This window comes from Pseudarthrobacter sp. 01T43 (assembly GCF_056398665.1).
This window is the reverse complement of the sequence record NZ_JBFTPV010000002.1, coordinates 222,223-235,477: the sequence shown is the minus strand read 5'-3', so window position 1 is coordinate 235,477 and position 13,255 is coordinate 222,223. Positions and strand designations below refer to the sequence as shown.

The window sequence follows — 13,255 nt, the reverse complement described above, 5'->3', positions numbered from 1 at the left end:
TGTCAAAAATCCAAGAACTATTCTACCGGTAAATCCGGGACGCTTTGCGTCCTGTGGCAGCTTTGGGCTGTCAGCAGGCGAGGTCCAGGACGTCGCGAGCCCGCTGGAGAGCCACTGTGGACGAGTAAATCTGGGCTGCGTCAGCCGACTGGGACACCCTCAGATCCAGTGCGCGCGAAAAGGACTCCACCGCGGCAGCCGCGTGCCCGGCGGCGAAGTGCGTCTTGCCCAGATACTGCTGGACGAGGGCCTCACGGTCGGTTCCCTGGAACTCCCCCAGCAGTTGCTTGAACAACTCCAGTGCGCGGTCGGAACGGTGGGAGATACGCAAAACCTCTGCTTCGAACGCGCGCAGGCGGAAGGACTCGGGGTCCTTAAAGCGAGCCTCCGCGAGCAGTTCCGCTGCTTCCGTGGCATGCCCCTCAACTATGAGGACGTAGATCTGGTCTGCCGGGTCGGCGGATGCCGCCAGGGCTGCGCGGCAAACATCATCGTTGATGATTTCCGGCAGCAAGCTGAGCGGGTTGATCCGGATCCCGGGAAAGCCGGCATCGGGCCATTCGCTGGTGCCTGCCACGTCGCCCTGCATCAGGAGGCGATTTCCTGATAGGCGGCAAAGAGCAGCGACGTGTCCGGGACATCCAGGATCCCCGGCTTGGCAATGCCGTCAAGGACCACAAAACGGAGCAGGTCCCCGCGCGACTTCTTGTCCCGGCGCATGCCGTCCAGCAGCCCCTGCCAGCGGTCCTTCCGGTACGTGACCGGAAGCCCCAGGGTCTCGAGGATGCTGCGGTGGCGGTCGGCGTCGGCATCGCTGAGGCGGCCCACGCTGCGGGCAAGCTCGGCTGCGAACATCATGCCCACGGACACGGCTGCACCGTGCCGCCACGAGTAGCGCTCCACCAGTTCAATGGCATGGCCCAGGGTGTGGCCGTAATTCAGGATTTCGCGCAGCCCGGATTCCTTCAGGTCTTCCGAGACCACCTTCGCCTTGACTGCAATGGCACGCTCGATGAGCTCCCGCAGCGTGTCCGATCCCGGATCCGTGGCCGCAGCGACGTCCTTTTCCACCAGTTCCAGGATGGCTGGATCTGCAATGAAGCCGCACTTGATGACTTCCGCCATACCGGAAATGATCTCATTGCGGGGCAGGGTTTTGAGTGTGTCCAGATCCACCAGCACTCCGGCCGGCGGGTGGAAGGACCCCACCAGGTTCTTGCCTTCGGCCGTGTTGATGCCGGTCTTTCCGCCGACGGAGGCGTCCACCATGCCCAGCAGGCTGGTGGGCATGTGGATGACCTTCACGCCGCGGAGCCACGTGGCCGCCACAAATCCGGCGAGGTCTGTGACTGCGCCGCCACCCACTGCCACGATGGCGTCGGAACGGGTGAAGTCATTTTGGCCGAGGACCTGCCAGCAGAACGCCGCGACCTGGATGTGTTTGCCCTCTTCGGCATCAGGGATTTCCGCGGTCAGGGAGGTGAAACCGGCCGCAGCGAGTTCGTCGCGGACGGTGTCGCCGGTGAGGCGCAGGGCCCGGGGGTGGATGACCAGCACGCGCCGGACCCGCTCACCCAGCAGGGCAGGGAGGTCAGCCAGCAGGCCACGGCCCACCACGACGTCGTAGTTCTGCCCCGCGGATTCGCCGGTGACCTTGATGACTGTTGAATCGACGCTCACTTTTCAACTTCCTGTTTGGCGGCCGCGTACTCACGCAGCGCAACTTCAAGCCGGTGCCCCAGTTCGGTGATCGAACCGTGGCGAACGTCCAGGACCAGGTCGGCCAGCCGTTCGTAGACGGGTTTCCTGGTGGCAAAGAGGGTAGCCCAGCGGGCCATGGCATCACCGGCCAGCAGCGGCCGCCCGGAGTTCCGGGCGATCCGCGAAGCCACGGTTCCTTCATCGCATTCGAGATACACCACGGTGCAGCCGGCGAGGACTTGTTGGGTTCCGGAGTCCAGGACGGCGCCGCCGCCCAGCGAGATGACAGAGACGGTTTCCTCGGCGCGTTCCACGGCAGCGGCCACGGTGCGGGCCTCAATTTCCCGGAAGGCATGCTCCCCGCGGCCGGCGAAGATGGATGCGATGCTGCCGTGGGCGTCCACGATCAGCACGTCGGTGTCTACGAAGGGCACGTCAAGGCGCTTGGCGAGTTCATAGCCAATGGCCGACTTGCCCACTGCCATGGGCCCGATGAGGACGATGGGCCGGTTGCCCGGCACCACCCTTCTACTCCCGCGGGGCACTAGTGGCCGATCGAGTCCAGGGAGGCCGGAATGCTGTCCAGGTAACCCTTGATGTTGCGTGCGGTCTCCGCTACGGAGTCCCCGCCGAACTTTTCGGTGACGGCTTCCGCAAGGACCAGCGCCACCATCGCCTCCGCGACGACGCCGGCAGCCGGTACGGCACACACGTCTGAGCGCTGGTGGTGGGCCTTTGCAGGCTCACCCGTGCTGACATCGACAGTACGCAGGGCGCGCGGCACGGTAGCGATCGGCTTCATGGCGGCACGGACGCGGAGGACATCGCCGATGCTCATGCCGCCTTCGATGCCGCCTGCGCGGTTGCTGGTGCGCACAATCCTGCCGTCGGAATCCTTGACAATTTCATCGTGGGCAGCGGAGCCGCGGCGTGCGGCCGTCAGGAACCCGTCGCCAACTTCCACGCCCTTGATGGCCTGGATCCCCATGAGGGCAGCAGCGAGCCGTGAGTCGAGCCGGCGGTCCCAGTGGACGTAGCTTCCCAGTCCCGGGGGCAAGCCGTAAGCGAGGACTTCCACCACGCCGCCCAGGGTTTCGCCTTCCTTGTGCGCGGCGTCCACTTCGGCCACCATGGCGTCGGAGGTTTCGCGGTCGAAGCACCGCAACGGGTCTGCGTCCAGGGCGATGACGTCGGCCGGAACAGGCAAGGGCCGCCCCTCGGGGACGGTCACGCTGGCGATGGAAACGGTGTGGCTGACCAGCTCGATACCAAGCTGCTTGAGGAACTGGGAGGCCACGGTGCCCATGGCAACCCTGGTTGCCGTTTCACGGGCGCTGGCGCGTTCGAGCACGGGACGTGCCTCATCGAAGCCGTACTTCTGCATGCCGGTGAAATCTGCGTGGCCCGGGCGGGGCCGGGTCAGCGGTGCGTTGCGTGCCTGGTCGGCGAGAACTTCCGGAGCCACGGGGTCGGCTGACATGATCTGTTCCCACTTGGGCCATTCGGTGTTGGCCACCTGGATGGCCACCGGGCCGCCCTGCGTGAGGCCGTGGCGGACGCCGCCCAGGATGGTGACCACGTCCTGCTCGAACTTCATCCGGGCGCCCCGGCCATAGCCAAGGCGCCGCCGTGCCAGTGAATCGGCGATCTGCCCGCTGGTGACTTCAACACCGGCAGGGACGCCTTCAATAATTCCCATCAAAGCCGGACCATGGGATTCACCGGCTGTCAACCAACGCAACATAATTTCCATCCTGCCATGTATGGCTGTCAGAACGCCCGTCGGGGAAGGCCGACTGAGTCACACATCACATCTATGACTGCTGCGTTAACCTCGTCACCGAGCCCGGTAAACAGCCGCACCTGCTCCACCGCCTGGTACAGCAGCATTTCCAGGCCCGGGACCACAGTTCCGCCGCCGGCCTGCCAGACCGTGGCGATCCTGCTCGGCCAGGGGTCGTAGGCCACATCAAGCAAAACACCCGGCGTCCCGAATCCCAAGGCTGCGATCTCGGCGGCAAGGTTGTCGGCCGCGTGCGGCGGGAGTGTGGAAATCACGACGTCGGCACTTGCCGTCGGGGTGGCGGCTTCGGTGAGCGGCCGGACGTCAACTGCCAGGCCCACGCCAGCGGCGGCTGCCCGCGCTTCGGCGGCCCGCGACGGATCCCGGACAAACACCTGCGCATGAGCGGTGCCCAGATCCTTCAAGGCGGCAACGGCGGCTGCTGCAGTTCCGCCTCCACCCAGGACTACAGCGGAAGGACTCGCCACTACCCCGGCGTTGAGGACCGCGTTGACGATCCCCGCGACGTCGGTGTTGTAACCGACGCGCCTGACCGGCCCGCCGGTTTCCTCAAAAGCGACGGTGTTGACAACGCCCAGCGTGCGGGCCACACCGCGGACTTCATTCACTTCTGCGAGCATGCCGGTCTTCAACGGCATGGTTACGGAGAGTCCACGCCAGCCATCCTGGTCCCTGACACGGTCCATAAACGCGGGTAACGCCTGTTCAGTCAGATCCACTGCCGTGTAGCTGATATCAAGCCCCAGCTTGCTGTAGGCCGCCAGGTGCAACGCCGGTGACTTCGAGTGGCTGATCGGGTGGCCCAGCACCGCTGCCCGGAGACTCATGTGCAGCGGCCCACGTTTGCCTTGCACCAGGTGTTGTACTGCTCCACGTACGCATTATGCTCCGCAAGCGTCTTGGCGAACTTGGTTTCCTTGGTGTCCAGGTTGATGGTCACCCAGTACAGGAAGTCGTTGGCCTTCGGCTTGGCGGCGGCGTCGATGGCAGTCTTGCCGGGCGAGCCGATGGGTCCGGGGGGCAGGCCCGGGTTGGCGTAGGTGTTGTAAACGTTGGACTTATCCTGGCGCTGCTCGTCGGTGAAGTTGAAGCTCCTGGTACCCAGTCCGTACGTTACAGCCGAGTCGACCTGCAGGTATCCGTTCGTCTGGTCATTGGGCTTGAGCCGGTTATAGATGGCGCCGGCAACGTCGCCGTATTCGGCCTGGCCGCCCTCGGCCTGGACGATGCTGGCAACAATGACTGCCTCGTACTGCTTCGCAGGATCGGTGATCCCCTGCGCTACGAGTTCGTCGGTAGTGGTCTTGACCAGGGCCTGGAGGATGTCCTTGGCGGGCGTGCCCAGCGGGAACCGGTACTCGCCGGGGTGCAGGTAGCCCTCAAGGTTCTTGGCGTTGGCCGGCAGGCCAAACTGCTGCGGGGAGTCGCTGAATTGCTTCAACTGCTGCACTTTGATCCCCGATCCTTCGGAAATCGCCTGCAGTGATTCATCGATCCGCAGGCCCGCGCTCAGCGCGAAGTAGATGACCTTGGTTTTGTCGTGGCCCAGGAGGACGTTGACGGCGTCTGAGTTTTTCATCTCCGACTTGAAGGTGAAGTCCCCCGGTGACAGTGTTCCGCCGGAAGCAGTAAACGCCTGGAGGAACGTGTCAGCGTTGGCGACGACCTTACTGGTTTCCAGTTTGGTGGCCACCGAGCGCATACCCTCGCCGGACTGGACCGACACCTGGACCTCGCCGGTTCCCGGACCGGGATAGTCGCTCGCCTTGCCGCCTCCCAGCAGGGGCTTCAGGAACTGCGCGCCCACAACAATGGCCACCACGAACACCACGAGGGTCAGGAAGAGGGCCATGAGACGGCGCCTGCGCCGCACCTTCTTGGAGGGCTTTGCCACTACTGTTTCCGCAGCTGCCCCGGCGAACAGGCCGGCGTCAGGGTGCGCGTCATGATGCGTGTCGTGCCGGTCGTCGAGGTAGTGCCCATGATGATCTTGCTCTTCGTAGTAATGACCCTCGTGATGCTCGCCCTCGTAAAGCTGGCCCTCGTGATGCTGGCCTTGGGCGTGGTGGTCGTCGTAGTGGTGGCCGTCGGCTGGGGCGTACCCGGTCGGGTGTCCCTCGTTGGGCTCGGCCTCCTGGGCATGAACGGCCTGGTCAGGGTCCCCGTGGAGCTCCTGGGCAGCATCCTGGTGATACTGGTGCACCCCGGCGGCCGACGCTTCCTGGATGGAGGGCTGAGCGTCCGGCTGCGTAGGTATTAACGGTTGATATGCCTGGACTGGCTCGGCAACAGGCTCTGCTCCTGGCCCGGCTACAGGTTCGGCCGCCACAACGGGCTCGCGTTCGGGCGCCGCCGGCGCAACGGGCTCCGGCGCGGGCGCATCGAAAGCTTCAGGCTCCTGCACTGGCAACGGCACGTCCTGGCCGGTTTGGTAGGCCTGCTCCGGAACCGCATTCGTGTCTTGGGTGTGCTTCTCCAAAGCGCGGAGCTCTTTCCGGGTCAGCGGCCTGGCGCCATCATGACTGGTGGCGCCTGAGGCGTCATCGTTATTGGACGGGCTCACTGTGGCCTTCCGTGTTCTGAGATTGAGGTTGGCCTTCGGAGCCGTGGGCGCCAGCCTGGGCTGCTCCGCCTGTTCCCGAAGGCTGCAGACGGTGCGGCGCGATCACGCGGCTCCCAACGTCCGTTCCCCTGGCTTTTTGCATGTCGATGGCGTGCTGGAGAATGCCTGCCGCCGCAACCTGATCAACAACTTTACGGTGGTTGCGGCTGCTCATGCCAGCTTCGTGCAGGTTTCGGTGGGCCGTGACACTGCTGAGCCGCTCGTCTACGAGGTTGACGGGTACGTCCAGGCCCCGGCCGGCCAGCTCTGCCACGAGCAGCTCCGCGTACTCGGCCGCCATCCGGGCGGAGGCGTGCTCCTCCCCCTTCATGGTGCGCGGCAGGCCCACGATGACCTGGACGGCGCCGAGTTCCTGCGCGAGCGAGGCGATCACCCGCACGTCGGAATTTTTCTTCGCGTTCCGGTCCAGGGTCTTATACGGCGTGGCCAGGATGGCATCCGGGTCGCAGATGGCGACTCCCACTCGGACGGTACCGACGTCTACCCCCAGTTTGATGCCCTGGGGGTAGTCGGCGGCTGCAACAGGTTCAGTCACGGGTTCCTTAGCGCCGGGAAATGGCGTCCACGACGGCGGCAAGCGCCGGGCCGACCTTGGTGGCGTCCGTGCCGCCGCCCTGGGCGACGTCGTCCTTGCCACCGCCGCCGCCGCCGAGGATTCCTGCGGCGAGCCGCACCAGGGCTCCGGCTTTCACGCCGGCTTCCCGGGCGGCCTCGTTGGTGGCGACCAGGATCATGGGGCGGTCATTGCTGACACCGGCCACTGCCACGGTGGAGGCAACGGAGCCGAGCCGGCTGCGCAGGTCAAGGGCGAGGTTGCGGACATCATCGGCACTACCGATCTGCCCGGCGTCGTGCGCGATGACCCGGATGCCGGCGGCGTCCCGGGCGGTGCCCACGAGGTTGGCAGCCGCAGCGGTGAGTTGTTCCTTGCGGAGGCGGTCCAGTTCCTTCTCCGTGGCCTTGAGCTTGTTCAGGGTGCTGGCGATCCTGTCGGCGAGCTGGCCGGACGGTACTTTAAGCATCTCGGTCAGCTCAGTGACCAGGGCCCGCTCGGCCGCGAGGTGACGGAAGGCGTCCATGCCCACAAAGGCTTCGACACGGCGGTTTCCTGAGCCGACTGACTGCTCGCCAAGCAGCGACAGGCTGCCGATCAGGGACGTGTTGGCAACGTGGGTGCCGCCGCACAGCTCACGGGACCACGCGCCGTCGATCTCCACAACCCGCACTTCGCTGCCGTAATTTTCGCCGAAGAGCGCCATGGCACCGAGCGCCTTGGCCTCCGCCAGGGCCATCACCCTGGTGTCCACCCGGAAGTTGTTGCGGATGGCCAGGTTGGACACCTCTTCGATTTCCGAGCGCGTGGCGGTGCTGAGTCCTTCGCCCCAGGCGAAGTCGAAGCGCAGGTAGCCGGCCTTGTTATAGGAGCCGCGCTGGGTGGCCTGGGGGCCGAGGATCTGGTGCAGCGCGGCGTGGACGATGTGGGTGCCGGTGTGGGCCTGCTCGGCGGCATGGCGGCGTTCACGGTCGACGGCGGCACGCACCAGGGCGTCGGAGGAGATTTCGCCTTCGCGGACGATCGCCTTGTGCACGCTCAGGCCCTTGACGGGGCGCTGGACGTCCAGCACCTCGACGACGAAGCCGTCACCGGTGATGAGCCCGGTGTCAGCGGACTGGCCGCCGGCCTCTGCGTAGAACGGAGTTTCGCTGAGGACAAGTTCGATTTCGTCACCGGTGGCGGCGTGGGCGACCCGCTGGCCGCCGCTGAGGAGGCCACGGACGCGGGACTCGCCGTCGAGCTCTTCGTAGCCGGTGAAGACGGTCTCGCCCTCACCCAGCAGCTCCTGGTAGGCGCTGAGGTCGGCGTGGCCGCCCTTCTTGCCCTTGGCATCGGCCTGGGCACGCTGGCGCTGTTCGAGCATGAGGGCGCGGAAACCGGCTTCGTCCACCTTGAGCCCGGCTTCCTCAGCCATCTCCAGGGTGAGATCGATAGGGAAGCCGTAGGTGTCGTGCAGGGCGAACGCGTCGGCGCCGGACAGCGGTGTGCCAGCGGCCTTGGACACCGTCACAGCATCCTCAAGGCGGGCCGTCCCCGAGGCAATGGTGCGCAGGAAAGCCCGCTCTTCGGCGTAGGCGATGCGGCTGATGCGGTCGAAGTCCGTCTCCACGATCGGGTAGACGCCCTTCATGGCATCGCGCGAGGCCGGCAGCAGGTCCGGAAGGCAGGCCTTTTCGACGCCGAGCAGGCGCATGGAGCGCACCGCACGCCTGATGAGGCGGCGCAGGACGTAGCCGCGGCCTTCGTTCGAGGGCGTCACGCCGTCGGCGATCAGCATCAGGGCAGAGCGGATGTGGTCAGCCACAACCCGCATGCGGACATCGTCCGTGTGATGGGGATCGTCCGCCGTTTCGGCAGAGGTGTACTCCCGGCCTGACAGCTCAGCTGCCCTGTCGATCACGGGGCGGACCTGGTCCGTCTCGTACATGTTCTCGACGCCCTGCAGGATCATGGCGAGGCGCTCCATGCCCAGCCCGGTGTCGATGTTCTTCTTGGGCAGTTCACCCACGATGTCGAAGTCGTCCTTGGAGCGGACGTTGTCGATCTGGTACTGCATGAAGACCAGGTTCCAGATTTCGACATAGCGGTTCTCGTCGGCGAGCGGGCCGCCTTCCGCGCCGTACGCGGGACCGCGGTCGTAGTAGATTTCCGAGCAGGGGCCGGCGGGTCCGGGCTGGCCGGTGTGCCAGTAGTTGTCGGCCTTGCCCATGCGCTGGATCCGCTCGGCGGGGACGCCGGTGTTCTTCAGCCACAGGTCSCGGGCTTCGTCGTCCTCCTSGTAGACRGTSACCCACAGGAGTTCCGGCGGCAGGCCGTAACCGCCGTCGTCAACGCTCTTGGTGAGCAGTTCCCAGGCGAACTTGATGGCGTCTTCCTTGAAGTAATCGCCGAACGAGAAGTTGCCGCACATCTGGAAGAACGTGCCGTGGCGGGCGGTTTTGCCCACTTCCTCGATGTCACCGGTGCGGATGCATTTCTGGATACTCGTGGCACGGGAGAACGGGGCTTCTTCGCGGGCGGTCAGGTAGGGAATGAACGGGACCATGCCGGCGACAGTGAACAGCAGGGAGGGGTCGCTGGAGACCAGCGAGGCGGAGGGAACCGCGGTGTGGCCTTTGCTGACAAAAAAGTCCACCCAGCGCTTTGTGATCTCCTGCGACTTCATGAGCTGATTACATACCCTTCGTGGTTCACGCGTGGTGCGTGACAGTTTGATACAGGGAGCAGTTCGGGCAAGCCGCTACTGCTCGTTTAATTCTCTCGCGTTTTTCCGGCGTTTAGCGCCGGGCCACATCCTGCGGTGAAACCACCGGGGATTCGACGCCGAGAGCCGTGCGGAGGTCCGCTTCCCGCTCGTGCATTCCGGAGCGGACAGCGTCCGCGAAGTCGTAGAGGCCGTCGGCCAGCCGGCCCACGGCCCGGTTCAGGCCCTCGGGCCCCAGGTTTGATTGGGCTTCAGTGAGCTTTCGGAACGCGATGACTCCGATCGCTACGCCGATTCCCATCCAGACAAGTCGTTTCATGTTCTGTTCTTCCGGTGGCTAGCGGCTGCGGCGGCCGGCCGCGGGCTTCTTGCGGTTGGCGAGGGCGGTGCGGACTCCATAGCTGAACGCTGCGACCTTGATCAGCGGCGAGCCCACCGTTGCGGCAAGGAGGGAGGACAGCGCGGAGAGATTCGCGGACGCGTCAGACACGTTGGAGGCGATGCCGTCCACTTTCTTCAGCTGCTGGTTGGTGGTGGTTACCGTGGCGGTGACTTCGTCCATCAGGGGCGTGGCGCCGTCGCTGATGGATCGGATGGACGTCCGTATTTCTTCCAATACGCTGCCAAGTTTCAGGATAGGTACCGCAAGCAGCAGCACCAGGAGCGCAAACACCCCGGCTGCGATCAGGCCGGCAATATCGCCACCAGACATAGACGTTCATCTCCTTGAAACTGACGTGGATCTCTTCCCACCGCGCACGCTGCCTTCATGCGTTCCGCAGATGTCCCCCAAGTACCTTACATACAAAGAAGCCCGTGGCGCTTGCCACGGGCTTCTTTGGATACGCTGCTGGGATTTAGCGTGCGTAGAATTCGACGACGAGCTGCTCTTCGCAGGTTACGGGAACCTCGGAGCGCTTCGGGCGACGGACCAGGCGTGCCTGCAGGGCGTCAAGCTTGACGTCCAGGTAGGCCGGAACCTGGGGCAGGACGTCGCGGTGTGCGCCGGCTGCTGCAACCTGGAGCGGAACCATGGTTTCGCTGCGGCTGTGGACGTGGACCAGCTGGCCCTCGCCGACGCGGAAGGACGGGCGGTCAACGCGGATGCCGTCAACCATGATGTGGCGGTGCACAACCAGCTGGCGGGCCTGGGCGATGGTGCGGGCGAAGCCTGCACGCAGCACGAGGGCGTCGAGACGCATTTCGAGCAATTCGATCAGGTTTTCACCGGTCAGGCCCTTGGTGCGGCGTGCTTCTTCGAAGGCACGGGTCATCTGGGCTTCACGGATGCCGTACTGGGCGCGCAGACGCTGCTTTTCGCGCAGACGTACGGCGTAGTCGGAGTCCTGCTTCTTGCGGGCACGGCCATGCTCACCGGGGCCGTACGGGCGGCGCTCCATGTACTTGGCGGCCTTGGGGGTCAGAGCAATGCCGAGTGCACGCGAGAGGCGTGCTGTACGGCGAGCACGAGTGTTGTTAGCCACTTGTGTCCTTCCAATATCTGCGGTGTGTCAGTGTTACTGGCCTCCATAATGGAGAGCATCGGCCAACCGCTGCCTTTTGCTACTGGGCACAGGGCTACCCCAACAGGAAACAGTGAAAACTGGAAAATGTGGGAGATTGCGTCCGTGCCTTGCCAGACAACGAACCATCTTAGCAGGATTTGCGCACCCGCCCCACCCGGCTCAGCTGCCGCGGATGATCTTCCGCAGTCGTTCCAGGCGAACGGCGATGTCGCGCTCCGCGCCGTTGGCGGTGGGTTCGTAGTAGTCCCGGCCCACCAGATCGTCCGGCGGGTACTGCTGGCTGGCCACGGAATGGGGTGCATCGTGCGCGTACTTGTACCCCTTGCCGTGCCCGAGCTGCTTTGATCCCGGGTAGTGCGCGTCGCGCAGGTGCGCCGGAATCCCGTTGCCCAGCCCTGCCCGGACGTCTGCAATGGCCTTGTTGATGCCCATGTAGGCGGCGTTGGACTTTGGCGCGGTGGCGAGGTGCACCACCGCTTCGGCCAGGACAATCCGGCCTTCCGGCATGCCGATCAGCTGCACCGCCTGGGCCGCGGCTACCGCCGTCTGCAACGCGGTGGGGTCTGCCATGCCCACGTCCTCCGCGGCGGAAATCACAATGCGCCGGGCAATGAAGCGGGGGTCCTCCCCCGCCTCGAGCATCCTGGCGAGATAGTGCAGTGCGGCGTCCACATCGGAGCCGCGAACTGACTTGATGAAGGCGCTGGCCACGTCGTAGTGCTGATCACCCGCCCGGTCGTAGCGCACGGCGGCCACATCCAGTGCCCGTTCGGTGTGCTTGAGCTCTATGGAGACCGGCGAGTCCTCACCGGCGTCGTCGGAGTCACCGAAGGCAACACCCGAGGCTGCTTCCAAGGCAGTCAGGGCACGCCGCGCGTCGCCGCCGGACAGCCTGACGAGGTGGGCCAGCGCCTCGGCGCTGAGCTCCACTTTTCCGTTCAGGCCGCGCTCATCCGCCACGGCGCGCTGCAGGAGCCCTTCAATATCCGCGTCCGTCAGCGGCTTCAGGGTCAGCAGCAGGGAACGGGACAGCAGTGGCGAGACCACCGAGAAAGACGGGTTCTCCGTGGTTGCCGCCACGAGCACCACCCAGCGGTTTTCCACGCCGGGCAGCAAAGCATCCTGCTGCGCCTTGTTGAACCGGTGGATCTCGTCCAGGAACAGCACCGTGGTGGTCTTATAGAGGTCGCGCGCCGTCAGGGCCTCGTCCATTACCCGCCGCACATCCTTGACGCCGGCGGTGATCGCGGACAGTTCCACGAACTTCCGGCCTTTCCCCTTGGCGATCACATGGGCGAGCGTGGTCTTGCCGGTCCCCGGGGGACCCCACAGGATGAGGGAGCTGGGGCCGGCGGGACCCACCGCGTCGGTGCCCGCCGCAAGCTGCCGAAGGGGTGAGCCTTGCCCCAGCAGGTGCTGCTGGCCCACCACGTCATCGAGGGTGCGTGGCCGCATCCTGACTGCCAAAGGACTGCGCTGCGCCGCGCTGCGGCTTGCCCCCGCGCGGTCGGACGACGACGATTCATCACTGTCGTCGTCGTCATTGCCGGGCCCTTGGCCGAAGAGATCATCCACATAGATAGGCTACTCATAGTTCAGCACCACCACTCCGCACGCTCACAAGAGGACCGCCATGACCGCACGCAACTCCGACGGCGTCAGCCGCAGGGGTTCAGCCCGGGCGGGGTCCGGCCGCGATGGATCCGTTCGGACCGCTTTTGTGCCGGCGACCCGCCTGGCCGGGTGGGTTGAGCGCTTCGGCGCCGCGCACGGCGGCTTCCAGCTCAGTGATGACGACTACGGCGTGCGGTTGCTGGCGGCCGACGGCACCATGGCGCTGCTCCAGGCCCCCTGGCCTTCGGACGGACGCCCCGGCCGTGGCGGCGATCCCTTGGAGCGCATGGCGTCTGTGGCCGGCCAGCCCCGGACGGCGGCCCTGGTGCTGGTCCGGCGCGGCGGCTATGGAGTGGCGGTGGCGCGGGAAGGTGCCGTGGTGGCGTCTAAAACCGGATCCAAATACGTGCAGGGCCGGACCGCCGCCGGCGGACAGTCCCAGCAGCGGTTCGCCCGCCGCCGCGCCAACCAGGCCGATGAGCTGGTGGAGAAAGTGGCAGCCCAGGCTGCCGGGGTCCTCGGTGGCCACCCGATCGAGTATCTGGCCCCAGGCGGTGACCGGACCCTGGCGGGCCTGGTGCTGGACCAGCCCGCCATGAGGCCTTACGCCACACTCTCCCGGGTGGCCTTCCTGGACGTGCCGGATCCCAATGGCGCAGTCCTCAAGAAGGCCGCCGCCGATATCTGCTCCATCCGGATCCAGGTGGCCGACGCCCTTGCTTAGGCC

At 65.6% G+C, this 13,255-nt stretch carries 13 protein-coding genes; 1 reads left to right on the top strand and 12 read right to left on the bottom strand.

Features of this window, described 5'->3' with window-relative positions; genetic code table 11:
• Window positions 1-70: 70 nt before the first annotated feature.
• The 12 genes from AC1DIM_RS02715 to AC1DIM_RS02660 form a co-directional block, all read right to left on the bottom strand.
• Window positions 71-589, bottom strand: coding sequence for a tetratricopeptide repeat protein (locus AC1DIM_RS02715; RefSeq protein ID WP_477708954.1), 519 nt, complete (start codon window positions 587-589; stop codon window positions 71-73).
• On the bottom strand, window positions 589-1,680 hold the full coding sequence (gene aroB, locus AC1DIM_RS02710) for a 3-dehydroquinate synthase (RefSeq protein ID WP_477708953.1): 1,092 nt from the start codon (window positions 1,678-1,680) through the stop codon (window positions 589-591). Before aroB ends, AC1DIM_RS02715 begins: the two co-directional genes overlap by 1 nt.
• Window positions 1,677-2,186, bottom strand: coding sequence for a shikimate kinase (locus AC1DIM_RS02705; RefSeq protein WP_477709108.1), 510 nt, complete (start codon window positions 2,184-2,186; stop codon window positions 1,677-1,679). The genes aroB and AC1DIM_RS02705 overlap by 4 nt, the downstream gene beginning before the upstream one ends.
• A 59-nt stretch (window positions 2,187-2,245) precedes the next feature.
• Window positions 2,246-3,445, bottom strand: coding sequence for a chorismate synthase (gene aroC, locus AC1DIM_RS02700; RefSeq protein ID WP_477708952.1), 1,200 nt, complete (start codon window positions 3,443-3,445; stop codon window positions 2,246-2,248).
• A 26-nt stretch (window positions 3,446-3,471) separates the two neighbouring features.
• The gene (locus AC1DIM_RS02695; protein WP_477708951.1) at window positions 3,472-4,332 is read right to left on the bottom strand and encodes a shikimate dehydrogenase; all 861 of its coding nucleotides are present in this window, start codon (window positions 4,330-4,332) and stop codon (window positions 3,472-3,474) included.
• Window positions 4,329-6,068 carry an endolytic transglycosylase MltG gene (gene mltG, locus AC1DIM_RS02690; RefSeq protein WP_477708950.1) on the bottom strand — a complete coding sequence of 580 codons (1,740 nt, stop codon included), beginning with the start codon at window positions 6,066-6,068 and terminating at the stop codon, window positions 4,329-4,331. The genes AC1DIM_RS02695 and mltG overlap by 4 nt, the downstream gene beginning before the upstream one ends.
• Complete coding sequence (gene ruvX, locus AC1DIM_RS02685; RefSeq protein WP_477708949.1) at window positions 6,052-6,663, bottom strand: Holliday junction resolvase RuvX; 612 nt, start codon at window positions 6,661-6,663, stop codon at window positions 6,052-6,054. The genes mltG and ruvX overlap by 17 nt, the downstream gene beginning before the upstream one ends.
• Before the next feature lie 7 nt (window positions 6,664-6,670).
• Window positions 6,671-9,349 carry an alanine--tRNA ligase gene (alaS, locus tag AC1DIM_RS02680; protein WP_477708948.1) on the bottom strand — a complete coding sequence of 893 codons (2,679 nt, stop codon included), beginning with the start codon at window positions 9,347-9,349 and terminating at the stop codon, window positions 6,671-6,673.
• A 112-nt stretch (window positions 9,350-9,461) separates the two neighbouring features.
• On the bottom strand, window positions 9,462-9,707 hold the full coding sequence (locus tag AC1DIM_RS02675; RefSeq protein WP_477708947.1) for a DUF6167 family protein: 246 nt from the start codon (window positions 9,705-9,707) through the stop codon (window positions 9,462-9,464).
• Between the two features lie 18 nt (window positions 9,708-9,725).
• Window positions 9,726-10,100: a DUF948 domain-containing protein gene (locus AC1DIM_RS02670; RefSeq protein ID WP_477708946.1), complete on the bottom strand. Its 375-nt coding sequence runs from the start codon at window positions 10,098-10,100 to the stop codon at window positions 9,726-9,728.
• Between the two features lie 145 nt (window positions 10,101-10,245).
• Entirely contained in the window at window positions 10,246-10,872 is a 627-nt protein-coding gene (rpsD, locus tag AC1DIM_RS02665; RefSeq protein ID WP_190988295.1) for a 30S ribosomal protein S4, read from the bottom strand.
• 201 nt (window positions 10,873-11,073) lie between these two features.
• Window positions 11,074-12,489: a replication-associated recombination protein A gene (locus tag AC1DIM_RS02660; protein WP_477708945.1), complete on the bottom strand. Its 1,416-nt coding sequence runs from the start codon at window positions 12,487-12,489 to the stop codon at window positions 11,074-11,076.
• A gap of 58 nt (window positions 12,490-12,547) precedes the next feature.
• On the opposite strand from AC1DIM_RS02660, the gene AC1DIM_RS02655 reads away from it, so the two are divergent.
• The gene (locus AC1DIM_RS02655) at window positions 12,548-13,252 is read left to right on the top strand and encodes an acVLRF1 family peptidyl-tRNA hydrolase (RefSeq protein WP_477708944.1); all 705 of its coding nucleotides are present in this window, start codon (window positions 12,548-12,550) and stop codon (window positions 13,250-13,252) included.
• Window positions 13,253-13,255: the final 3 nt, after the last annotated feature.